The organism is Thaumasiovibrio subtropicus (assembly GCF_019703835.1).
Taxonomy (GTDB): Bacteria; Pseudomonadota; Gammaproteobacteria; order Enterobacterales; family Vibrionaceae; genus Thaumasiovibrio; species Thaumasiovibrio subtropicus.
The window spans coordinates 679,640-704,048 of the sequence record NZ_AP023055.1; the positions used below are offsets into that span (position 1 = coordinate 679,640).

General features: G+C 46.8%; 17 protein-coding genes. 13 read left to right on the forward strand and 4 right to left on the reverse strand.

Features of this window, described 5'->3' with window-relative positions; translation table 11 throughout:
* Window positions 1–8: 8 nt before the first annotated feature.
* From TSUB_RS19405 to TSUB_RS19420, 4 genes are all read left to right on the forward strand, one after another.
* Window positions 9–1,172 (forward strand): toxic anion resistance protein, encoded by a 1,164-nt coding sequence (locus tag TSUB_RS19405; RefSeq protein WP_159064776.1) that lies wholly within the window; start codon window positions 9–11, stop codon window positions 1,170–1,172.
* 9 nt (window positions 1,173–1,181) lie between these two features.
* The gene (locus tag TSUB_RS19410; protein ID WP_159064775.1) at window positions 1,182–2,732 is read left to right on the forward strand and encodes a vWA domain-containing protein; all 1,551 of its coding nucleotides are present in this window, start codon (window positions 1,182–1,184) and stop codon (window positions 2,730–2,732) included.
* Complete coding sequence (locus tag TSUB_RS19415; protein WP_087016886.1) at window positions 2,729–3,343, forward strand: hypothetical protein; 615 nt, start codon at window positions 2,729–2,731, stop codon at window positions 3,341–3,343. Before TSUB_RS19410 ends, TSUB_RS19415 begins: the two co-directional genes overlap by 4 nt.
* 153 nt (window positions 3,344–3,496) lie before the next feature.
* Window positions 3,497–5,389 (forward strand): BCCT family transporter, encoded by a 1,893-nt coding sequence (locus TSUB_RS19420; RefSeq protein ID WP_087016884.1) that lies wholly within the window; start codon window positions 3,497–3,499, stop codon window positions 5,387–5,389.
* Between the two features lie 35 nt (window positions 5,390–5,424).
* Here TSUB_RS19420 and TSUB_RS19425 read toward each other — a convergent pair whose 3' ends face one another.
* On the reverse strand, window positions 5,425–6,237 hold the full coding sequence (locus TSUB_RS19425) for an AraC family transcriptional regulator (protein ID WP_087016882.1): 813 nt from the start codon (window positions 6,235–6,237) through the stop codon (window positions 5,425–5,427).
* Window positions 6,238–6,372: 135 nt separating this feature from the next.
* Here TSUB_RS19425 and TSUB_RS19430 point away from each other — a divergent pair, with 135 nt between their 5' ends.
* The gene (locus TSUB_RS19430; RefSeq protein WP_087016880.1) at window positions 6,373–7,290 is read left to right on the forward strand and encodes a DMT family transporter; all 918 of its coding nucleotides are present in this window, start codon (window positions 6,373–6,375) and stop codon (window positions 7,288–7,290) included.
* 56 nt (window positions 7,291–7,346) lie between these two features.
* Here TSUB_RS19430 and TSUB_RS19435 read toward each other — a convergent pair whose 3' ends face one another.
* Window positions 7,347–8,252, reverse strand: a complete 906-nt coding sequence (locus TSUB_RS19435) for a LysR substrate-binding domain-containing protein (RefSeq protein WP_087016878.1) — start codon at window positions 8,250–8,252, stop codon at window positions 7,347–7,349.
* Between the two features lie 232 nt (window positions 8,253–8,484).
* On the opposite strand from TSUB_RS19435, the gene focA reads away from it, so the two are divergent.
* Window positions 8,485–9,954, forward strand: coding sequence for a formate transporter FocA (gene focA, locus TSUB_RS19440; protein ID WP_087016876.1), 1,470 nt, complete (start codon window positions 8,485–8,487; stop codon window positions 9,952–9,954).
* Window positions 9,955–10,282: 328 nt separating this feature from the next.
* Here focA and TSUB_RS19445 read toward each other — a convergent pair whose 3' ends face one another.
* Window positions 10,283–10,717, reverse strand: a complete 435-nt coding sequence (locus TSUB_RS19445) for an NUDIX domain-containing protein (RefSeq protein ID WP_087016874.1) — start codon at window positions 10,715–10,717, stop codon at window positions 10,283–10,285.
* Window positions 10,718–11,007: 290 nt separating this feature from the next.
* Between TSUB_RS19445 and TSUB_RS19450 the strand changes: the two genes are divergently transcribed.
* The gene (locus tag TSUB_RS19450; RefSeq protein WP_087016872.1) at window positions 11,008–12,417 is read left to right on the forward strand and encodes an FAD-dependent oxidoreductase; all 1,410 of its coding nucleotides are present in this window, start codon (window positions 11,008–11,010) and stop codon (window positions 12,415–12,417) included.
* Between the two features lie 232 nt (window positions 12,418–12,649).
* Here the strand turns inward: TSUB_RS19450 and TSUB_RS19455 are convergent, their stop codons facing one another.
* Window positions 12,650–14,359 carry an NAD-dependent malic enzyme gene (locus TSUB_RS19455; RefSeq protein ID WP_087016870.1) on the reverse strand — a complete coding sequence of 570 codons (1,710 nt, stop codon included), beginning with the start codon at window positions 14,357–14,359 and terminating at the stop codon, window positions 12,650–12,652.
* 127 nt (window positions 14,360–14,486) lie between these two features.
* Between TSUB_RS19455 and TSUB_RS19460 the strand changes: the two genes are divergently transcribed.
* The 6 genes from TSUB_RS19460 to TSUB_RS19485 all read left to right on the forward strand — a co-directional run bounded on the left by TSUB_RS19460 (window position 14,487) and on the right by TSUB_RS19485 (window position 23,536).
* Window positions 14,487–15,395, forward strand: coding sequence for an ROK family protein (locus TSUB_RS19460; RefSeq protein WP_087016868.1), 909 nt, complete (start codon window positions 14,487–14,489; stop codon window positions 15,393–15,395).
* A gap of 49 nt (window positions 15,396–15,444) precedes the next feature.
* Entirely contained in the window at window positions 15,445–16,194 is a 750-nt protein-coding gene (locus TSUB_RS19465; RefSeq protein ID WP_159064774.1) for an arylamine N-acetyltransferase family protein, read from the forward strand.
* A gap of 412 nt (window positions 16,195–16,606) precedes the next feature.
* Window positions 16,607–18,967 carry a Lon protease family protein gene (locus tag TSUB_RS19470; protein WP_087016864.1) on the forward strand — a complete coding sequence of 787 codons (2,361 nt, stop codon included), beginning with the start codon at window positions 16,607–16,609 and terminating at the stop codon, window positions 18,965–18,967.
* Between the two features lie 206 nt (window positions 18,968–19,173).
* The gene (locus TSUB_RS19475; protein WP_087016862.1) at window positions 19,174–21,138 is read left to right on the forward strand and encodes a peptidase U32 family protein; all 1,965 of its coding nucleotides are present in this window, start codon (window positions 19,174–19,176) and stop codon (window positions 21,136–21,138) included.
* Between the two features lie 522 nt (window positions 21,139–21,660).
* Complete coding sequence (locus TSUB_RS19480; RefSeq protein WP_087016860.1) at window positions 21,661–22,203, forward strand: hypothetical protein; 543 nt, start codon at window positions 21,661–21,663, stop codon at window positions 22,201–22,203.
* Between the two features lie 244 nt (window positions 22,204–22,447).
* Entirely contained in the window at window positions 22,448–23,536 is a 1,089-nt protein-coding gene (locus tag TSUB_RS19485) for an ROK family protein (RefSeq protein WP_246616519.1), read from the forward strand.
* The last annotated feature ends 873 nt before the right edge of the window (window positions 23,537–24,409 follow it).

Genomic DNA, 24,409 nt, shown 5'->3' on the forward strand with positions numbered 1-24,409 from the left:
GAAGAATGATGACTACGATAACCCTTACTCCCCCTGAGCCTGTCGCCGTTGTCGAGCAGGAAAAAGCCGCCGGCATGGTCCCGATGACCGATGCGCAGCGTCGAGATATTGATAAGCGCGTAGCGGACTTTCTCACTGTGATGATAGATAGACCTGTCGGCGATGCGCAGTTTCAAAGTTCAATGAAGGCGATTCATGCCATGGGGTCGGCTGAAATTCAGCGTGCTGCAGGGATGTCTAACCGAATGCTAGAACGCCCGGCCGTGGCGGCACATAAGATGTCAGATGCCTCGCCCGTGGGTGAATCGCTCTTGGTGTTGCGTGAAACCATTGAAGATCTTGATCCGAGTAAACAAGGTGGCTCATTGCTTTCTCCTCGCAAGCTGCTCGGCCTTATTCCATTTGGTAACAAACTCAAAGCGTATTTTCGTCGTTATGAAAGTGCACAAAGCCATATTAACGGCATTATCGAAGGGCTACTGAACGGTAAAGATGAGCTGGCAAAAGACAATGCGGCCATCGAAGTTGAAAAAGCACAGATGTGGGAACTGATGGGCAAGCTCGAACAGTATGTCCACATGGGCAAGGAAATCGACCGTTTGCTTGCGGCGAACATTATACAAATCGAAGCGCAGGATGCGGAAAAAGCGCGTGTGGTAAAAGAAGAAGTGCTTTTTTACGTGCGTCAAAAGGTACAGGACCTACTGACTCAGCTGGCATCATCAGTACAAGGCTACTTGGCACTGGATTTAATTCGAAAGAACAATTTAGAACTAATTAAAGGTGTTGATAGGGCGACAACGACCACCGTTGGCGCATTGCGAACTGCCGTCATGGTGGCACAAGCTTTAAACAATCAAAAACTCGTGCTTAATCAGATTAATGCATTGAACAAAACCACAGGCGATATGATTGCGGGTACCGCTTCGATGTTGAAGCAACAAGCTGCCGACATTGGTCAACAAGCCGCAAGCACGACGATTGACCTCGATAAACTGCAAGGCGCGTTTAATGACATTTATGAAACGTTCGACGCAATGTCGACATACAAAGCGGCGGCGTTAGAAAGCATGCAGCGCAGTGTCGATGTGCTGTCTGATGGTATTGAAAAAGCAAAGCCGTTGATGCGAGAGGTCAATGTTTCATCCAACGATGCGACGTTGCAACTATAGGGAATGAACATGTTTAAGCGAATCTTAACCGCCGCAACATTTGCACTTGCCCTTGTTGGTTGCGGTGAGTCATCTAAGCCAACAGAAACCGTGACCATTTTGGCGGGCTCAGAACTGAAAGATATCGAACCAAAACTGCAAGAGATCCGCAAGGAAACGGGCATCGATATCCAGTTTAAGTACATAGGCACACTTGATGGGGCGGATGCGTTGGTGTCAGGTGAACACTATGACTTAGCATGGTTCTCGCATGCCAAGTACCTGACTTTGCTCCAAGGTGATAGAAAAGTTATCCATGCCTCGGAGCGCATTGGATTATCGCCAGTGATTCCAGCGGTAAAACAGAGTTTAGCAAAGGAGTGGGGATGGATAGATAACCCCAACGTCACATGGGCTGATTTAGCCGAAAAGGCGCGAACAGGAGAGTTCAAGTACGCCTTGACAGATCCGACAGCGTCGAACTCTGGCTTTTCCACTGTAATGGGGGTTCAAGCTGCATTTTCAGGTTCCAGTGATGCCATTACTGTTGAAAGTATCGACCAAGCGAAACTGAAGGACTTTTTTAGCGGTCAGACGTTAACCTCCGGTAGCTCCGGCTGGCTGGCTGGGACCTTCGTCAAAGAGCAAAATCGCCTTGATGGTTTGTTCAATTATGAAAGTATTTTGCTCACCATGAATCGGTCGGGGGATCTCGAAGAGCCATTGACGTTGATTTACCCCAAAGATGGCGTTGTCACTGCAGACTATCCGTTACTGCTGATTGACCCATCGAAGCGAGCTGCATTCGACAAGCTGGTGGCTTACTTCAAAACACCTGACTTTCAGCAGTGGATGATGGAAAACACCTATCGTCGGCCTGTGGTCTCTGGTGTCAAACCCATTGGCATTTTCCCAGATAACTACCTGATGGAGTTGCCTTTCCCAGCGCGTTTAGATGTGGTGAATGAAATGCTTTTTGGCTTTTTGAACATTCACCGCAAGCCGAATACCGCCATCTTTGTTTTGGATATCAGTGGCTCAATGAAAAATGAACAACGTATCCGTCAGCTAAAGCAAGCGATTGTGAATCTTACGGGGGAAGACACCAGTGTGACGGGCAAATTCGCACAGTTCCGAATACGTGAGAAAGTGGTGTTGATACCGTTTAATGAACATGTCATGAAATCAACCGTCTTTGAGATTGACGATACCGAAGTGATGCAGGATGTAGCCAACTTTGCTCAACGTCTAGAGCCGCGCGGCGGCACGGCGATTTATGATGCGCTCGAAGCGGCCTATGCATTTGCCAATGAAGAGCGTCAAGCGCACCCAGACCGACTCTATTCGGTGGTATTGATGACAGATGGCAGCAATACAGCAGGATCAGACTATTTATCTTTCTTAGCGTGGTATAAACAGCGCAGTGATAAGTTTGTCGACATTCGAACCTTCCCTGTACTGTTTGCGGGCTCCGATGATTCAGAAATGAAAAGTGTCGCCGAATTGACCGGTGGCCGTACCTTTGACGGGCGGAAAGTGAGTTTGAGCCACGTGTTCAAGAAAATCCGAGGATATCAATGAAGCTAAGCCAAAAAGTGCTTTTGTATATTTACAGTACCCCCCACTTGGTGGGGTGCTGTTTTGCCTTGCTCGTGCTGGCGGTTTACTTCGCGGGCTTTCTCGACCGATTCCTGTTTTTTATATTGGTTGGCTCTTATGCGGCGGGTACCCTCATTACGCCGCAAAATCGCGGCTTAGTGATTGAGATGACTAACCAAATGACGACAGAAGAGCTCTCATTGAAACTCTCTCAGCTGTTAGAAAGTGCTAAAAGTCGTTTGTCGGAACCTGTCCAGCAGCCGTTGTCAGACATTGAGCAAAAAGTTGAAGAGATTCTGCCACTGCTTGATAAAACCCAAGTGACCCATGAAATGCATACCGTCAAACAAGTGATCATTGCCTACTTGCCTGACATGTTAAGCAGCTACCTAAAATTGCCGCCTGCTTATGCCCGTTTTCATCAGATGTCTTCAGGTAAAACCCCACGTGATGAGTTGATAGAACAGCTAGCGCTGTTAAACCGTGAGCTGGAAGATATTTTGGGTAACTTATTGATGGATGACGTTAACGCGCTGAAAGCACATGGCCAGTTTTTGGCTGATAAGTATGATGCTAAATATCGTTGGATATAGGCGGTATTTGCGCACTCCTATATTGGTGTTGCTATGTAACCAGTCACAACTTGATCATAAGTTGGCTTTATTCTGACTATCAATAATCCAATTTGATGGCGTGGCGTGCGCTCACCATAATGGCGCACTTGTCTCTTATTGGATAAAACACACATGGGAAAAGCCTTTTCCTTGATCGACCGTCCAACCTTCTTCGGTGCGATGTTTTTGCTACTTGCGGTAGTCCTACCCCTGATTTTATTTCCAGTCCAAGGTGCGGATTGGATTGCCTCTGCCAAATACTTAATGACAGATAAACTGGGTGTTTTTTACCTTGCGCTGGGTATCTCTGCCATTGTCTTCATGCTTTATTGTCTCTTTAGCGACTTCGGACAAATTAAGCTTGGTGAAATCGATGAGCAGCCGGAGTTCAGTACGGCATCGTGGGCCGCAATGCTGTTTTGTGGCGGAATCGGCGCCAGCATACTCTACTGGGGATGTATTGAGTGGGCCTACTACTATCAAGCGCCGCCGTTCCAACTCGAAGCAGGAAGTGAGGAAGCGATACGTTGGGCTGCCACCTATGGTTTGTTTCATTGGGGGCCCATTGCTTGGTCAATTTATTTGATACCCGCATTACCGATTGCCTATTTTTACTATGTAAGAAAACAACCGGTACTCAAAATTTCCAGTGCATTGATGCCTGTTATTGGTGAGCGCCGCGCGAATGGCCCAGTCGGTAAATGTATCGATATCTGCTTTATTTTTGGTATGCTCGGCGGGGCGGCAACAACACTCGGTTTGGCTGCACCCCTGATTAATGGTGGATTGCATCACTTATTTGGCCTACCGAATAACACCCTGAGTCAGGCTGGGGTGCTACTGGTTTGCACGGTACTCTTTGGTTATTCCGCCTATGTGGGAATGGAAAAAGGGATCAAGCTGTTAAGCAATATCAACTTTTACGGTGCGATGGGGCTATTGTTGTTTGTGCTTGCGGCAGGTCCGACAGTTTTCATGTTGGAGACGGGACTGGATTCACTGGGTCGTATGCTCTCCAACTTCTTTGTGATGGCTACCTGGGCCGAACCCTTTGGTGGCTACGGGCAGTTTGATGACACGCATTTCCCCCAAGACTGGACCATCTTCTATTGGGCGTGGTGGTTAGTGTTTTCACCCTGTATGGGGTTGTTTATTGCGAAAATTTCGCGGGGCAGAACAATCAAGCAGATGATTGCAGGTTCCATTTTTTATGGTTCGATGGGGTGTTTTCTTTTCTTCATCGTGCTAGGAAACTATGGCTTGTCCTTGCAACTAACCGGTGAGCTCGACGTCATTGAAATCTTAAATCGTCAAGGTGCTCCCGCGGCGATCTTCGCAATGCTCGAAAGTTTGCCGTTGGGTTTGGCGGTGATTGGCGTTTTTACCTTGTTGTGTATCATCTTCACCGCGACGTCGTTCGATTCCATCTCGTATATTCTTGCCTCTGTGGTTCAAAAAGAAGTCACCACTGAACCCTTACGTTGGAACCGCTTGTTTTGGGCGTTTACTCTTTCTTTCTTACCAACGGTACTGATGTTTGTGGGGGGATTATCGACGTTGCAAACAGCGGCCATTGTTGGGGGACTGCCTTTGTTGGTTATCTCCGTCATGCTCATGGTCTCTTTTATCAGGGCGGCCAGCCTCGATATCAAACATCAAGAGGAGTACGAAGAGCCGACCATCAACATCGAAGCGTTACCACATATTGACCCGTGGTCGCGGCAGGGTATCGCATTGGCAAAGTTTGAGAAGCAGCGAGATCTCGCCCAAGCCGCCGCAGAAGCAGAGCGTGAAGCCATGGCGGCGGTGATGCAACAGCGCAAGAAGATGCGGGCATTTGTGTTAGCGCATTATGAAGATAGGGAGTACGCCGACCATCACTTACCTGTAGTGATGCAGCAAGAACTGGAAAAACTCTCTCAAGCCCTGATTGACGCGCAAGCAGAGAAACAATGGCTGTCAGAGCAAGCCCAGCAAGCAAGGAGTGCGTTTAATTCATTGGTGAAAGCCGATTCAATCGAGTGAACTCAATGCGTTAGCAGAATCGAGGCACTAAACCTTTATATATCAGTGCCCCGTTCTGCTTCTCGCTCAGCCAACAGCGCTTGTCGATACCGTTCTGGGGTGGTGTTGGCGTATTTTTTAAACATGGTAATGAATGGGCTTGTTTGGTGGTAACCAAGTGTCAATGCCACCTCTTTTACAGCCATCCCTTCACGCAAAAGTTTTGCTGCGGTGACGTAGCGTAGGCGAGTGCGCCATTCAGTGAAACTCATTCCTAATTCATTCTGGCAGTGCCGTGCGAGTGTCCGCTCTGTGGTGTGGAGCCTTGCAGCCCACGTTTGCAGTGTACGATTGTGATCCGGAAAGCGTTCTAACTTATTGAGTATGGGTGCGAGTAACTTGTGTTGACTCGATGGGAGAAACGGGTTGCTTGGTTTTGCAGCACGAATTTGATCAAGCATGACGGCAAGCATGCGCTTATCTTGCTCTGTTTCCGGTACCCGAATTTGGCGACGCCGAAAGTCGTCAACAATGGCGGTCACGATAGGTGATATGGGAATTTGGCAGGTTTGCTTGGGCAGTCCCTCGCAGAGGCTAGCGATAATGTTGATTGCGCAATATTCGATGGGCTGGCGGTTAAAGCTGAAATGTGTCGTATGTGCGGGTACCCAGATACCGAGGTTAGGTGGGGTTAGAAACCGGCGCTTAGGAGTAGCGAGTTCAAGTAGTCCACCTTTGATCACTTGTAATTGCCCCCAGCGATGGTGGTGAGGATGGGTTTCTGTGTTTGATTTAAAGGCATCAAAGGTAAGAAAGGTGTCCGCTAACGGCTGTTCGTTGTTGGTTGAGGCAGGAATGGTCGTGATCATGGTTTCCAGCGATATGCATTGTCCGATTGGAGATATATATAATAAATCAGACGTTGCATAATCACCAGAGGCAGATATGCTCCTCTGCCAGTTCCGTTCTGTTCCGTTTTTCTTATTATTGGTTTTGAATCTGATATGTACCATTTTTTAGCGCTTTTTACGGTGTTGCTATGGGGTGGCAATACCATTGCAAACCGCATGGCTGCTGGCGTCATCGAGCCCGGCGCGATGAGCTTTTATCGCTGGTTTGTCGCTTTCCTTGTGTTAACACCGTTTTGCTTACCTGCGGTGTGGCGAAAGCGACATCAAATCAAACCGCACTTAGGCAAGATTGCTATTCTGGCGGGGCTAGGGATGGTGTTAAACCAGACCTTAGGCTACTACGCCGCGCATACGACAACCGCGACAAACATGGCGCTTATTATGGCCTTAGTGCCTTTGTTGAGCCTGTTTATGTCGGCACAACTATTAGGACAACGTATTAAAGGACGCGCGCTCGTCGGTACTGCGATTTCCTTAGGCGGGCTTGCGTTTATGTTGAGCCGGGGTGAGTTAGCGCAGCTGTTTTCCCAAGGTATGGTGCTTGGTGACGCGTTAATGTTAGGCGCAGCAACGACTTATGCCTTGTATTGTGTTCTCTTAAAGCGGTGGAGCCTCGCGTTTTTAACCAGCTGGCAAATGGTCTATGTACAAGTGAGCGTTGCTGTGCTGTTGCTGATGCCACTCCTTTTCAATGCGCAGAGTCAGGCGATTAGCGCTGACGCACTGCCTATTGTCCTTTATGCAGGGCTGGCAATTTCTGTGTTAGCGCCTTGGCTATGGATTCGCTCTATTGAGCGCTTAGGCGCTGGGAATGCCGCGATGTATATGAATTTTCTCCCGGTTTTTTCTGCGTTGTTGGCGTCAATAATGCTGGATGAACAGCTAACCGTTTTTCACGCGATAGGGATGCCGCTGGTGTTAGGTGGCGTGATTATTGCTCAGATTCAGCGATTACCCGGGTGGTGGCGCAAAGAGGAACAACGGCAGGAAGAAGTCGAAAGGTTCTCTTAAACAACACCGCGCCTTGTTATCAATTGACACTGGCGCGGTTTTTGTTTGGTTGCTGATTACATGTCGAGGTGACGCTGCTTGATCATCCGCTTGGCTTCGCGTCGAATGCAATCGCGAAGTGGGTTTTCTACCGAGTCAGTGCGCCAGATAAAAGAGAGGGTACGCTGCATATTGAGTTCTGGCACATTCAATGCGACGAGTTCACCACGTTCAACAAACTTCACGACATCTAAATAGGGTAAGCAACTGAGGTACTGGCCATTGCCAACGAGTGTTCTAAGCACTTGAACTTGCTCATACTCACGCCACACATCAAGATCTTCGATCACCCCATGCATAGCGCTATCAAAGATTTTACGCGTACCCGCGCCTTGTTCACGTAGTACCCATTTCGCTTGCTCTAACTGTGCAAGACTGACTTGATCAAGCTTGGCATAGGGATGGTGGTTCGCCGCGATGATCACCAAATGGTCGTGACACCACACTTCTTGTTGTAAGCGGCTATCGTCACAACGTCCTTCGATTATTCCAAGATCGCTCTCAAAACTCCTCACGCGGTCAATAACATGCTGAGTGTTATTCACCTTAAAATTAATGCGTAGTTCGGGGAAGTCTCTATCAATAATACTGATTAAATCAGGGAGGAGATGTTCTGCCGCTGTTTGACTGGCAGCAAGGTCGATCTCACCACTAACAAGGTGTTGATCATAAAAACCTAATTCAATTTGCTGCGCGTCGAAAAGTAGCTGCTTGGCGCGTGGACGTAGCCAAGTCCCCCAGTAAGTGAGTGACATCCGCTTCCCTTGACGTTCGAATAAGGGACGACCGAGCATCTTCTCCAATTGAGAAAGTGCCATACTGGCGGCGGATTGGGTTAACGATAACTTTTCTGCCGCTTTACTGACACTTCCGGACGAAGCCACTTCCTCAAACACGGCGAGTTGTTTTAATGAGTAACGCATAATACCTCAATGATTGTCTTGCGCTGAGCAAGGCAGATCTTACCACAAAAGCCCTATCAATTTTTATGATATGGGATAAAAGAAAAATCAATTTTACTCTCAGCCACTTAAACCCTAGTCTAGCTCTCGTTCAGAAACGTAAACATCCTTAGCGTTTTTAGTGATAGGACGTCACGGGGCATCGCTGATTGCTTTGACCTAGAAAAATGACTAAGTGAGCCAGGAGTGTTGAATGCAATCAACGATATATAACGATCTTCATCACCTGTCACCAAAAGAGATGATGAAGAAGGCCGAGACTTACGCCATCGGGAAAGCGAGTAAGTCGACGTCAATGACAATTGGCTTAGCAATGACAGCAGGTGTCTTCATTGGCTTGGCATTTATCTTCTATATCACGGTGACGACAGGCAACAGTGATATTGGCTGGGGAGTTAACCGCTTAATTGGTGGTATCGCGTTTAGCTTAGGTTTGATTCTTGTTGTGCTATGTGGCGGTGAGCTCTTTACCAGTTCGGTATTAACCAGCATTGCTTGCGCCAACAAAGACATTTCGGCGTTCACCATGCTGAAAACGTGGGGCAAGGTCTATATCGGTAATTTCCTTGGCGCGATGTTGCTGCTTGGTTTAGTCGCAATGGCGCAGCTATATATCATGGATGGCGGGCAGTGGGGCTTAAACGCTCTGAATATCGCCCAGCACAAGTTGCACCATGAGCCGCTGCAAGCATTCAGCTTGGGCATTTTATGTAACCTATTGGTCTGTTTAGCGATTTGGATGACGTTTTGTTCAAATAACACGCTAACCAAGCTGAGCGTACTTATTCTACCCGTGGCGATGTTCGTCAGCACTGGGTTTGAACACAGCGTCGCCAACATGTTTATGGTGCCTTTAGGTATCGTGATTAAAAACTTTGCGCCAGACAGCTTTTGGCTGCAAATCGGGGCTCCGGCATCGCAGTATGCTGATCTGACTGTGAGCCATTTCTTAACAGCAAATTTAATACCTGTAACGCTAGGCAATATTGTCGGTGGTGGGGTGCTGGTCGGCTTGAGTTACTGGGCCATTTTCAGTGCAAAACCGGGCCCATTGCCAACCGCTACCATCGTCACCCCTGATTTTTCAGGCGGAAAACAATTATTCGAGGACATCAACATGACAGATAACATGCTAGTTCGTGATCACATGGTTACACCTTCACTGACCCTTCTGCCTGAAATGCCAATTGCTAAGGCGCTGGATATTTTAATCGATAACGACGTTTCTGGTGCGCCAGTGATGACAACAGATAACCGCTTGGTTGGCTTCTTCTCTGTTCATGACGTGCTTGTTGATTTGTGGTGTGAAGAGTACATGCCTAATCATGAGCGTCAGGTGCAAGACTTGATGAAGACAGAAGTCCACACGGTGAGCCCAGATAATTCGATTTTAGAAATTGCTGAGTACATGTCGATTGATAAAAACGTGCTTTACCCTGTCAGTGATATGGGTATCGCAACCCGCTTGAGCAGCATGCCGCTTTATGAGCGTGCCCGCACCATGCAAATTAATCGTCCTCACTGCTACCCAGTGGTTGAGCACGGCGAGTTGATTGGTTTGATTGCGCGCTCAAACATTATCAAAGCGATTCGTCCTCTATTTGGTAATCACTTGAATGTGGTTGAAGAGAAAGAGCAAGAACAAGAGCTAGCGTCAGCGTAATGGTTTTAAAGGGTGTGGTTTGTTCGTTACAAACCACACTCTCTCTAGCCTCGGTACGATTCACTGCATACCCAAGTTATTTTTGTTTATCTCGTTTTCAGAAATAGCTTGGCTATGTATCTCATGACCGACTTGTTGTGCGATAAGGCAATGCCTTTTGTGAAGCAGGGAATAGTGGGGTACGTATCGGAATGGTGAAGTTCTGTTGAACGGAACCACTTCTGATACCCGTTTTTGTTTATAAGTTATGTGTTCAAACTTATTTTTTGGCCCGGTCTCCGGGCCATTTTTTTATTTTTCGTTTAGGTATTCCGCACACTCAACTCGACTACTTTTCAAGTAGCGAAGAGCCCCAAAAAGCGTCAGTGGTGTCTTGTTGGATCAGTGTGACCATAGGTGCAGGTAACAGGTTTACTTGATCAATTTTGCTTTCCGGAACCCATTGAAAAACAAGGTGCGGTTCTAATGACGGGATACCTGTAGGGTAACTGACGTCTGGCGAATTGACAGAGAAAATCAGATTAATTTCATGGTGCTCTGATTGGTGTTCAACCCATTGGGATTCCACTGCGCCCATAAAGTACTCGATATCGACTTTAATCCCGCATTCTTCTTCAAATTCACGCTGAAGCGCTTTTTCTGCAGCTTCACCAATCTCGATATGGCCACCCGGAAGAAAGCTGTTTTCACTCCCTTTCTCTTTGACCACTAACACATGCCCATGGGAGCGAAAAATTGCGCGTGTGACGTAATGGAACTGCATAAACTCTCCGTCAAATCGTTGAATTTTTTCGGCACTATACCGACTGTAATTGGGGTTTTAAAGTATTCTGTCAGTTACTTAGTGGATAAATTTGCCTCGATCGCAGTTTCTCAAAATTTGAGTGATCGCCATCATTTTTTGGTGCGTAGAAACCTTTGATTATCGAGTCTAGGCTAACTTGCTGTATTAACAGCACAAAAAGTGTGCCATTGACAGAAAGACCATGGCGTACTGGGGTTTAAATGTGCGCTAGGTCTCAGTAGAATACAGATCCTTATTATTGAGTGACGATGGACTATCAAAGAATGAATCCTTTCCGTGTGGGGATTATCGGTGGCGGTATTGCGGGCGCAACAGTGGCGATGCATCTCGCTGAACAAGGGCTCAATGTGACCCTGTTCGAGGCGGGTGAAAGTTTAGTCAATGGACCGCCGGTTTGCCATCTGCATGCAGGCGGTAACTTGTATCGCGAGATCAGCGATGAGCAGTGCTTGACGTTGCTGGAACAATCTGTTGCGACATTACGACAGTTTCCACACTGTGCCAACGTTCGACCGACAGTGATTGCGGTGCCCGTGAGTGACCCAGGTTCACCCGATGCACTGGCGCCACGTTTAGCCCTATTGGAACAGGCTTATGCGGAGTTAATTGCAAAAGATCCATCAAATAAAGTGATGGGGGAAGCGAAGGATTATTATCGATTTTACACCCGACCAGAGATGGAAGCGCTGCAACGCCGTCAACGCGTCGAAGTCCCTCAGCAGCCTGATGATTGGATGATTCCTTTTGCGCAGACGATAGATCTTGATAAGTTAAAATTTCCTATCGTGCTCGTTCAAGAGTATGGGTTAAGCGTATTTCGCATGGCGTCGACAGCGGAGTTGCTGCTAGCGGAAGCTCCTCGTGCTGACGTCCAACTCAACACAAAAGTGATCGGTTTGCATGAGCAGGAAGATAGCTGGCAGGTCGAGACAAACAAAGGCACCCAAACCGTCGATTTTATTATCAATGCTTGTGGCTATCAGACAGGTACGATAGACAATATGATCGGCGCAGCGAGAGATCGCATGGTGGAGTATAAAGCGGCCTTTGTCTCTCATTGGCCCGCAGGTTCAGGTTACTGGCCAGAAATCATCATTCATGGCGAACGTGGTACGCCGCAAGGCATGGCTCAGTTTACGCCTTACGCTGATGGTTATTTCCAACTGCATGGCATGACTGAAGACATCACCTTGTTTAAAACCGGATTGGTTTCTTCATCCCGCTCTGATGCGCAACCTCGTTTGGCGCAAGGGTTCGAAGAGAAAATCGCCCATCGTTGGCCTCCTAGTGAGCAGCGCGAGCGAACAGAAAGAGCCATCACGCACTTTGGCCAATATATGCCAAGTTTCAATAGCGCGGAATACGCGGGGCAACCTTTGTGTGGTGCGCAACAAATTCCCGGCGATGATCCAACATTGCGCGCTGCAGACATCTCGTTTGAAGGGAAACGGTATGCTCGCGCTGAGATTGTGAAAGCTTCATCAGCATTAACGGTCGCAGAAGCGCTATTGAGTCATTTAAAATCATCAAGTTTATTGATGCATACCAACCCAGTCGCATTACCGCAACCTGATGCGAAAAAGGTTGAGGAACGTGCAATGGCGTTAGCGATGGATCGAGGTTATCCGGCGTCGTTGGCGAAGGTCTATAGTGCATAATTCGCATTTCATTCAATGGCTTACCATTATTTTTTAATGCGAGTTTATGATGCTATGAGTTCTCTGCTCCTCGCTCTTTTTAACTTGGCAATGAAAAACAGGCTTGTGAAATCACAAGCCTGTGTGTTTTTTCTGCATATTTTCGGGTATTACATATCAAATTAGTTGATAGTGATAGTTTTCATACTAAATCGCCGTTCCTTTGGTTGCAAGGGCTATGCGGTCTCTCTATTTATACGCGTCGGTATGGCAGATAAACCGGCTCCCACATGTGCTCCTCTAAATGTTCTTCAATGTTTACCGCGCAGATATTGCAATCTGGGTGTTTCACACAGACGTCTTCAAGAATCTTTCTCGCAACATGGAGTGATACCTGACGGAGCTCATTGACGGGTGGGAAAACACAACCTTTCGCAATGTCTTCCTCACTGACACACTCAGCGAGGGCATAGGCAGATGTCGTAAAGATATCTAAGCCAATGGTAGGAAGCTTCGCCACAATAGCTGCTAAGCCGACACCGGGGAAAATGAAGACATTGTTGCCTTGGCCAATGCGATACTGTGTATCTTGATAGATGACCGCGCCAAAGGGACTGCCTGTTGCAACAATGGCTTGGCCATCGCTCCAATCATAGAGATCTTGTGGCAGTGCTTCGCAGTTCGCCGTTGGGTTTGAAAGTGGCATGATAACGGGGCGCGATGTGTGTTTCATCATTGCGGAGACATGGCTCGCTTTGAAAGCGCCCCCCACGCCGCTTGCGCCAATCAGTATGGTGATTCGTTGTTTGTCGAGTAATTCATCAAGCGACACTTTGAGGCCCGAACCCCACTCATCACGTAACGAGGCTGGTTGCGCGAAGCGCTGTTTATACGCGTCTAAATTATCGCGGTCATCAAAGATGACGCCTTGGGAATCCAATACAAAGATGCGCGCTTTGGCACTGGCTTGGTCGCAACCTTCCTTGAGCAAGCCCGCATAAACTTGATCGGCGATGCCGACGCCCCCTGCGCCAGCGCCGTATATCGCAATCAATTGATCTTTAAGCGATGCGTCTTTGGTCCGCATCGCCGCCAGAATACCCGCGAGAGTAACCGCGCCCGTGCCTTGAATATCATCATTGAATGAAGGCAGAACTTGTTGGTACTTGGTGAGATTATCGAATGCATTCGATTTGCTAAAGTCTTCCCATTGCAATACCGCTTGAGGGAAGCAGCGTCTTACTTGTGTTACAAAGCGTTCGATAAATTGATGGTACTCTTCACCTTGCATTCGACGTCGAGGAACACCGAGGTACATAGGGTCGTTGAGGAGATCGGCGTTATCTGTACCCACATCCAGTGCAATGGGGAGACAATGAGCAGGGTGAATGCCTGCACCTAAGGTATAGAGAGACAATTTACCAATCGGGATACCCATGCCACCAACACCTTGGTCGCCGATGCCAAGAATACCTTGGCTATCGGTCACGACGATAATGCGGATGTCTTTACCTTGAAAGTGCCGTGATAGTTCAGGTATCTGATTAACATTGTCCTCAGTAATGTAGAGGCCACGGGCTTTTTGGTAACGGTGACTGAACTGCTGGCAGGCTTTTCCGACCGTTGGGGTATAGATGATGGGCATCATCTCATCGACATGACGAGAGAGCAGGGCATAGAAGAGGGTTTCATTCCGATCTTGCAGGGCACGAAGGTATTGGTATTTTTCGATATCAATATCGAGATGAGTAAACCCAGCATAAACACGATTTAATTGATCTTCGAAAGTCTGGACGCGAGGCGGAAGTAGGCCGTCTAACTCAAATGCTTCACGCTCTTCGTAAGTGAAGGCCGTACTCTTATTCAGGGTTCTGTCATTCAATAAAGCTGTCCCAGTTAGCGAAACTGGACGAAAGTCGTTGCCTTGTTCGTCTTTCCAGCGTAAGTATTTACCTTCAGTCATCTCTGCTTTGCCTTCTGTTTGTTGTGAGTAGAGAACATACTATGCTTGTTTGTGCATAATTAATGTGAACGAAACGAAAAAGCGAAGTAAATCAGCGAGTCAACGGATAAGGAGCTGGGAGCAAAGCATGCAGAACTATTATTGGGGCGTCGACTTAGGCGGTACTAAGATTGAGTGCGCCGTGATGGATCGCGAAACAGATGAATGCATTCTGCGTGAGCGAACGCCAACTGAAGGTGATCAGGGTTATCGTCATGTGCTCGATAATATCCGTAATTTGATAGAAAGCTGCGCTGAAAAAGTCGGTGAGTATCCAGATATTATCGGCTTTGGCACGCCGGGTACCATTGATCCTCAGTCTGGTGTCATGAAGAACTGCAATTCGACACATCTCAATGGTCAGCCACTGGATAAAGACCTGCAAATTCTGCTTGATTGTGAAGTCAAGCTTGCCAATGATGCCAACTGTTTTGCGCTCGCTGAAGCCCGCTTGGGTGCGGTACAAGATGTTGACCCTGACGCTAAAGTGGTCTTTGGGGTGATCTTAGGCACGGGTGTCGGTGCTGGTATCGTTGTGAATGGTGAACTGATCAATGGTCATCATGGTATTGGTGGCGAGTGGGGCCACAACACCTTGGTGCATGACGATGGTGTTGACTGTTATTGCGGCAAAAGTGGTTGTGTTGAAACTGTCATTGCTGGCCCTTCTCTAGAGCGCTTCTATTTTGAGTTAACCGGCGAAAAGCGCAGTTTGAAAAGTATCGCCCAAGGTGCGGAAGAAGGTGAAGGTTTGTGCCGTCATACCTTGACCCATTTGGTTGAGCATTTTGGTCAAGCCGTCTCCGTTGTTATCAACATTCTAGACCCGGATGTGATTGTGATCGGTGGCGGGGTTGGCAACATTGATGCCTTATACGACTATGCGCCAGCAGCAATTAAAAAACATATCTTTAATCCAGACGTGGCGACCAAACTGGTGAAACCTAAGCTAGGCGATAGCGCGGGCGTCTTTGGTGCAGCGATGTTGGTGAAGTAAACATTGATCGCGTTTTGGTATGGTGTCGTTGGGAGCAAGGCAGAGCAGTATGAACATTGACGATTTTTTGGATCGCATTCAATATCAAGGAGATACCGTTGTTAATCTGGCGTGCCTTACAGAACTTCAGTGGCGTTTTCTCAATAGCGTACCTTTTGAAAACCTCGATATTATGGCGGGCGTACCACTTGATTTCAGCGTAGAAAATGTCTTCGCGAAAATCGTGGTGAATCATCGCGGTGGTGTCTGTTTTGAAAACAACAGTTTGTTTTGTTGGGTTCTGTCAGAGATAGGGTTTGATGTTCAATTGATTGCCGCTGAGATGTTCCCGGGTGAGACTTTTCGAAATCATTTTGATCATATGGCCTTGCTCGTCAATCTTGAAGGCAAAACTTATCTTGTCGATGTCGGTAATGGGAAGTATTTTGGTCCGCCCCTAGACATTGATTCGCCCAATGAAGCTGTTGGTGAGGGCGTGAGATACAAAATTGCACCATATGCAATGAACGATTTGGCACTGTGCTTTTTTAATGAAGGAAAGTGGCAATATCGTTATGCTTTTCAGCGCCAGCCTGTGGGTTTAGCTGACTTTAAGCAGGTATGTACCTTTATCGAAACGTCAAGCGAATCATCGTTTACTCAGAAAGTACTAGTGACACGTTTAGATGGTGATAAGCGCATTACCTTGTCTGGCAATAAACTCGTCATAACGGGTGAGGGAGAACAACCAGAGGAGCGAAACGTAACAGCTGAGCAACCTGCAGTTTTGTTAGAGAATTTTGGCATCAAAATTGAGTGACTTAGACGTTTTATACTGGTTAACAGACATCAGGTGTAATGCATCACGCGCTTAGATTGCTTGAGTGGCAGCGTTTAGCACACTGATATCTATGTTAAACGTATTTTAAATGGCAAACCATTCCTATCACATTTGCCTTAACCTCGGCGCGCAAGTCACTTCCCGAAGGGCGAGGTTTCTAGGCTCGCCACCTTTGTTACACCTTTTCGATTTAGTTGACTAGATCTTCAAAGCAGTGCCTCGCTAAACACGCATCTTGAGGCAGTTTGCTTCAGCACAGAATAAGTTGGAATATTGTTCAAACCTTAACCAAACACGCCAAGCTGGAGGGCTGAAAGCACCTTATGTCACAACATGTCGCGAGTTTGTTGACTAAACTGGGTATATAACAACAACTTATCTAGGTGCATTCATGTCGTACTCTTTGAAAGTGTCGCAAGCCTATGCGACAACGGATCCAGCACTTTTCAGTGATCCTTCTACGAAATCGCTTCCTCCCTTGGATGAAATTGTTGGTCAAGCGCGGGCACAACAAGCGGTGCATTTTGCCATGTCGATGCCCGGCAAAGGCTATAACATTTATGCTGTTGGTCATAATGGGCTTGGCAAGCGCACTATGGTTATGCGTTATCTGAAAAGTCATCCTGTCGCGAATGGGCATACGTTTGATTGGGTCTATGTCGCCGATTTTGATGATGGTCGCTATGCAAAAAAAATCGCTTTTCCACCGGGCAATGGTGCGCAATTCAAAAAGGATATCGAGGCCATCATCAACAAACTGCTGACAGCCTTACCATTGGCCTTTGATAATGACCTTTATTACTCGCGTGCAGAAAAAATTAAAACGCAACTAACGACCAAGCAAGAGCATGCGCTAAACAAGATAACCGAAGAAGCAAAAAAACACGGCGTCAGTTTATCGCTAACCACACAAGGTGATTATCAATTTGTTGCGATGAACGGTGAAGATGCTCATACGGAAGAGACGTTTGCTGAGTTGCCCGACGCTGAGCAACAGGCCGTAGAAGATGCCATCAATAGTTTGGAGAAAAAGCTCCGCGGTATCTCGCGACTAATGAACGAGTGGGAAGAGAAGTTTGTTGATCAACAGCAAAAACTAGAGACAGAAATTGCCACTAGCGTGATGGCGCACCATTTTGAAGCGATTCAAGAGAGCTATGGCGACATTCCAGAAGTACTTGAATACATCGATGCATTGCAAGCAGATGTTATCGAAAATCTTGATATGTTCCTTGATGATAAAGAGTCACACACGGACATTGCCTATGCGATTACCGGTAAAAAACTCCCGCGCCGTTATCAAGTCAATGCTTTAGTGACACATAAAGACAATTGTCTGCCGATTGTGGTTGAAGAGAGTCCAAGTTATCACAGCTTATTTGGCTATGCAGAAACCGCCACGTTTAAGGGGACGGTAGTTACCGACTTTACCTTGCTGCGTGGTGGTAGCATGCATCGCGCCAACGGTGGTGTGTTGATGATGGATGCTGTTAAAGTACTTGAGCGACCGTACGTGTGGGATGGCTTGAAGAAAGCGCTGCGTTCACAGCAACTCGATATGAGTTCGTTGGAGCGCGAAGTCACTCTATCCGGTTCGCTTTCACTTGAACCGCAACCGATTCCACTCAACGTGAAAATCATTTTGTTTGGGGATAGGCATACCTATCGCTTATTGCAGCAATACGATCCTGAATTTGTAGAACTCTTTCGTGTAACAGCGGATTTTGAGGAGGAGATGCCGCGTACGCCAGAAGGCGAAATGAACTACGCCAAATTTATTTCGAGTATTGTCAATGAAAATGGTTTGAACCACTGTGATCGCAACGCACTTTGTCGAGTCATCGAGTTCAGTGCGCGCCAAGCGGATGATCAATTTAAGTTGTCTCTGCACTCTGCTGAAATTGCCAATCTGCTTCGAGAAGCGCATTACTGGTCGGTGCAAAGTGAGTCCACGCTGATCAGAGCCAAACATATTGAGCAAGCACTGGATAGCCAAGAGCAACGTATGAGTCGCGCCCGTGATCAGATGCTGCTCTCTTTCGAGGAAGGGGCGACACGTATTGACTTGCAAGGTGATAAAGTCGGGCAGATCAATGCACTCACCGTACTTAGTACCGGGGAGTATGCGTTTGGTTTGCCAAGCCGTTTGTCAGCGACCTGTGCGATTGGCAAAGGGGAAGTGATTGCGATTGAACGGATCATTAAACTGAGTGGTGCGATTCACGACAAAGGCGTGATGATTCTTACTGCGTTTTTAGAGTCGCTGTTCGCTAAGCAAGCGGCGTTACCTATTAAAGCAACACTAACCTTTGAACAGTCTTATGGCGTTATCGATGGTGACAGTGCGTCAATGGCAGAGTTGATTGCTTTGTTATCGGCCATCGCGGAGATTCCAATCAAGCAGAACATGGCCATCACAGGTTCGATGGATCAGTTCGGTCAGTCTCAAGCGATCGGCGGTGTGAACGAGAAGTTGGAAGGCTTCTTCGATGTGAGTCAGCGTCTTCATCCGAAACAGTCTGTTGGTGTGGTTGTGCCGACTTGCAACGCCCGACATTTGATGCTGAAAAAGTCTGTCCTTACGGCCATGGAAAAAGGGCGCTTTGAGGTTATCGCGGTTGATAGTGTGTTTGAAGCGATAGAGGCGATGACTGGCTTATCATGGGAAGGCAAAGATGGCATTTTTGATAAAGTGATGAATGCGTTGTCACACTATCAGAAAGAGACAAAAAAGAGCTCAGAGGCTGAGTAAGAAAGTTTTTCGTTAGCGGCTTCATGCGATTCTCGCTACAAGGATATCTAGATAGGGAAAATCTTCACCTATCGTGTTATGGCGTAATTTCATTCTTTGAACGCGCCTGACACGGAGAAGAATACCTCTCGCTTTATTGATGCAGTACATATTTGCAATCAAGGCTAACCGCTAGAATACCTCGCTTCGGTTTTTGAGGGGCGGTTATGGCGGTTGCAGGTAAAAAATTTGAGTTGTTAGCACCAGGCGGTGACGAAGACGCGGTGAAAGCGGCGATATTGGCAGGGGCTGATGCGGTGTACTGCGGGCTTGATCGGTTCAATGCACGTAATCGCGCTCAAAACATCACGCTAGAAAGCTTAGATGGCCTAATTGCCTTTGCACATCAGCATGACTGCGAAGTGTTCATCACTCTCAATATTATGATCTTAGAGAGTGAAATTCCCGCCGTATTGCGTTTACTAGAGCAGTTAACGCAGACAGATGTTGATGGTGTCATTGTTCAGGATTTAGGCCTCGCTTACCTGCTCAAACGTTACTTTCCTCATATTGATGTGCATGCATCAACCCAAATGAATACGCACAACATGGGTCAAATGGCGTTGGTTAGTCAGTTAGGTGCCAGTCGCGTGAATCTTTCGCGGGAACTAAGATTAGATGAAATAAAAGCGCTGGCTTCTTATGGGCGAAAGTGCAATCTCTTAACTGAAGTGTTTGTCCATGGCTCATATTGTATCGGCTTTTCAGGGCATTGCTATGCGAGTTCATTTCGAAACGGGGCGTCGGGCAATCGTGGGCGTTGTAGCCAGCCGTGTCGAGATCAGTTTGAAACCACGGCTGCTGGCGCGAACTACCCATTGAATATGAAAGACAACTCTGCCTTTGACGATATGGCGGCACTGGCCGATGCTGGCGTTTATTCATTGAAAATTGAAGGGCGAATTAAGAAACCGCATTACGTATATCAAGTGGTCGGACAGTGGCGTCAGCAAATTGATAGATATGAAACCGAGCAGGTGCCATTAGCCGACAAGTCAGCGCTCTATACGGTATTTAATCGTGACTTTTCCAACGGCTATCTCTCCGGTCAAGTCGGGAAGGCGATGTATATTGATGATCCGCAGGACTTTGCGCCGCATTATCGTGCAAAGCTATCGAGTGACAAGGTAACGTTTAAGGCCGTTAAACAAGCACTTTATCAGGATAAAACCGCTATCATTCAGGATATGCAAAAGCGACTGGATGAGGTGGTGCTGAAAAGAAGCACGCCGCAAAGCTTAAAAGGGCGGACATTGACAACAGAAGTCGCAGATCTTGAAGGTAAGCTGCAAACGCAAAGTGTCTCTCCAGCCGCGATTGTGGTTTCATCACTGTCCCAGTTGCGTGGCTTTGAGGATGAAACGCAATGCTATTACCGTCTCCCTGATAACCTTGCCAAGGTTGGCACCCAATTAGACGCTTTGTTTGAACATGATCGGCATATTGTCCCGTGGTTTCCTGCGATATTAATAGGCGATGACTATGAGGCCGCGGTCGCGTTGCTTCAAAAGTGGCAACCTGAACGGATTGTTTCTGATAACAGTGGCCTTGGTTACGCAGCGAGTCAGCTTGGTATTGAATGGATTGCTGGCCCAGAGATGAATATCGCAAATTCGTGGGCGTTGAAATGCTTAAAAGATGAGTTTGGATGCGTCGGGGCATTCGTTTCGAGTGAGCTGAGTAAGAAACAGATGCAGCGCCTTGTTTGTCCTGAAGGCTTTACCTTGCATCATCGTGTCTACAATCCAGTGACGCTAATGACGAGTCGACAATGCTTGTTTCAGCGCAGTAGCGGTTGTAGAAAACACATAATGAATAAAGGTTGTTTACCCCGTTGTCGTAAACAGACGCGTATTACGCAGCGGAGTGGTATGCAGTACATTATCGATAAACAAGTCGCTAGTTACAATCGGTTGTATGCCGCGCAGCACCACCTAAATGTCCAAGTTATCGCTGACTTACCGAGACGATTCGATGAATTATTGGTTGATCTCACCCAAGTAGAAACTGACACTGTTTTAGAAACAACCCCATACTCATTGGTTGAAAATATCAATGCACTTTTACGCGGTGATCGGGCGGACGACCTGCCAAGGAATACGGTAAACCCACAATACGTAAAAGGGGTTTAATAGAAAGCGTTCGAACTCGTACGAGTATTACATCTTCACACGAAAAGTAACCGATTACACTTTTGACTTGGACTCGATACGCGAGTCCTCTTCGTCGTTAGCACCTTAAGGTGGTTAGCGCATTGGCGGAGTTGAACGGCTTCAAATGCAACGATAAGTCGTCACTTCTGGCTTTGCGGATAAACGATTTTTAGAAAATCTCGTTTATGAGGAAAAGCAGTGCCATCATTAAGCGTAAAATACGGAACATAAGATCATTGTTGGTGATTTATGCGATTTTGTCTCAGTATTAGTGACCATATAACCTTTTGTTGTCTTGGAATCTGTGTCGAATATTCCTTTCTTCTGTACCATTAATTGCGTGCTATCCCGCATTTTTCCTCGTGTCTGCCGTGTTTAATAGGTGTGGCTTTGTTAGGTTTTAACTATCCATATCGTGGCTGAATTAATCCGAATGGTGTAGTTTCGCCGGATTGATGATAGCGACAGAGAAAGCAGCCATAACATGGGAGTTAGATAAGGGTGCGACAACTTAGTTTTGTTCTTGTGATTTGGCTGCTGAGCTGGCATTGCGCTGTTCAGGCATCAGATAAAGCAGGGATCTATCTATCGAGTAAATTCGACTTGAATATTGCGAGCTTACAGCAGTTCGCACCCGAAGCAGATATTCAAGCGATCCACAGTGATGATGAGCTGTCTTACCTTATTGCTTGGCCGGATCTCTCTATTCGACTTGGGGCGCGAAAAGAATGGGTCGATAGAGACGTACAGATCGAAGGCATCTATAATTGGGTTGGGTTGTTCGATTTAGATGCGAGTGAACTCGTGAGTTTTAGGCGACGTATACGCAACACGGAAGATGTTGTGGGATGTGTCATTGAACCGGCGTTTCTTGCCGACGCAAGGGCGCAGCAAGTATTGCTGGCCATCGCCCGTCATTATCACGGTTTCATTTTTACCCACCAGAGCTTTTATAACCATGATGGTATCAAACTCGTCGGCCAACGTGTCGACCCAGTGCATCTGATCGGGGAAGGTGAGTCAGTTGAATTAGTCAGCGAATAGTGCGTTAACCCTTTTACCGGGCGAGTTATCTAAGCTCGCCATTTTTGCTACTGCTTTCTGATGTAGCTCACTCGATATTCACCGCAATGCCTTGCTGACCAGCTGAAGTTTTCGCGGAACTAGCATCTTGAAGTGGCTTGAGTATACTGTTGGAGGATATTTTCAATTTTAAAATAATGTTTTAGAGGGAAGAATGGTATCGAGTGCCTTTTCAAAGTTAAATATACGACGGATTGTCTCGCATGTGCATCGACATGGAGCTTCAGCACGAGCGGCATTGATTGAGGAACTCGGCGTGACACCTGCGACCATCACGCGCTTGACGAATGAACTATTAGATTTAGGCATACTTGAAGAGATCCCAGACCCGGCAAAGAAAGGAAAAAAAGGCTTTCCATCCAAATTATTAAAGATAAAACCCCATAGTATTTTAACGGTGGGTATCTATTTTGACCCTGATGTTCTCCGTACTTGCTTAGCGGACTTAGAAGGTAACATACTTGCTGAGCAGCGTTTTCCCATTGAGAATAGGGCCTTTAATGTCATTATGGAAAAGGCCAGCCGCAGTGTTGATGTGTTGATTGAACAGTCGGGATGTAATCCAGATAGGATTATAGGCGGCGGAATCACTTACCCTGGCCAGTACATTGATACTAAGCAGGGAACAGCAAAAATTCGCCAGTTCTCCGATTGGCCTACTGCTGAGTTAAAAGGCAGTTTCTCCGACTATTTTGACTTTCCCATGTACCATATCAATGACGCAAAAGCCGCCTGTTTGGCGGAGTTATATTATGGTTCCTGTAAGTCCTACCAAAACTATTGTTACGTCTGGTTATCTTACGGTATCGGTGGTGCAGCGGTGATAAATCAAAGCTTGTATACCGGGCATAGCCATGTTGCTGCGGAGTTTGGGGGGCTGTTTCCCAAGTCTCAGCCTCGGCCATCAGGGCAAGATCTTCTCGATACTTTGAAGGACAACGGCGTTCATGTTGAGCGTTTGGATGAAATTGAAGATACCCACTTAACGCTTCCTTGCGTTCAAGATTGGTTATCACGCTCGCACGTTCAATTGGAGTGGCTTTGTTTGGTCATTGCGCGCACTTTTGCGCCGCAGGCAATTGTCGTCGGGGGCACATTGGCACCGCAGTTACTGAAGGATATTTATCGAAATCTTGCCGCAAAACGTGAGTTTGGCGAAGACTTCGTCATTGATCCACCTGATATCATTCAGGCCGCAACGGATGATAACCCCCATCTAGGGGCGGCAGTGTTGCCTATCGACGCGTTGATTAATCCTGCACGCTATTCTGGAAGAGTGTTTAAAAATAGCTGACACCCATCAGTCCTCTCATTGCTCAACCTCACTGTTTCTCAATGGTCATGTGAAAGGGCCTTTCGCTCTTTTGCTGACCTGTTCGTCTCTCGCTACCCACTCGTCTAGGCGCTGACTCTACGCGTGTTGCTCGGCTTGTCAGCTACACACGCCATTTTTGCCTAACAAAATAGCTTTGATTGTCTGTAAATATCCCGAAAATCCTCTATAAGAATCTGTAAATGCCTTTTATGCATGATGCTCATCACATGTCTCGATCAAATATATTACATTACACAATGTAATATATTAATCTTGTGTCAATCGGAATGACTGATCTGATGGCGGCGAGGAGATTAAGCGGATTGAGTTGAATCACATGCGTTCTAGGTAGCGTTGCGGCAGTGACTGCCTGCATAAATGTAAGTAAAAATAATAAACCAGAGCATAATGTTGGCTGGCTTAACCTCACTGAACAAGCACCTTTAGGTGGCTTGAGTATTTATTAATAAACTTTTACTATAAAAAGATTGGGTTGTCGCTATTTCAATCCTGTGTGCTTTTTAGGTAGTAATGTTATCGAGGGGGACAGTACTCTGATATTTAAATAGATCAAAGGATAAGTCCTGACACAGTAAGGAAATAATGTGTCAGATGGTTAAGTAATATCAATATAATCGTATAAGCGTACATGTTCGCTTCATCAAGTTAAGTTTATTACTATACTTAACGAGCTTCGGCTGCGTGCTGGAAAATATAGCCATGTTAAACTTAAATTTATGCTAATTGATGTTGATGTAATGCCTAGTTTATCATTCTGGCTATGAATAATTTTTAGCATCGCTCTGGAGTCAATGTTCTAGAGGCAGGTTATGATTAGAAGTATTATAGATT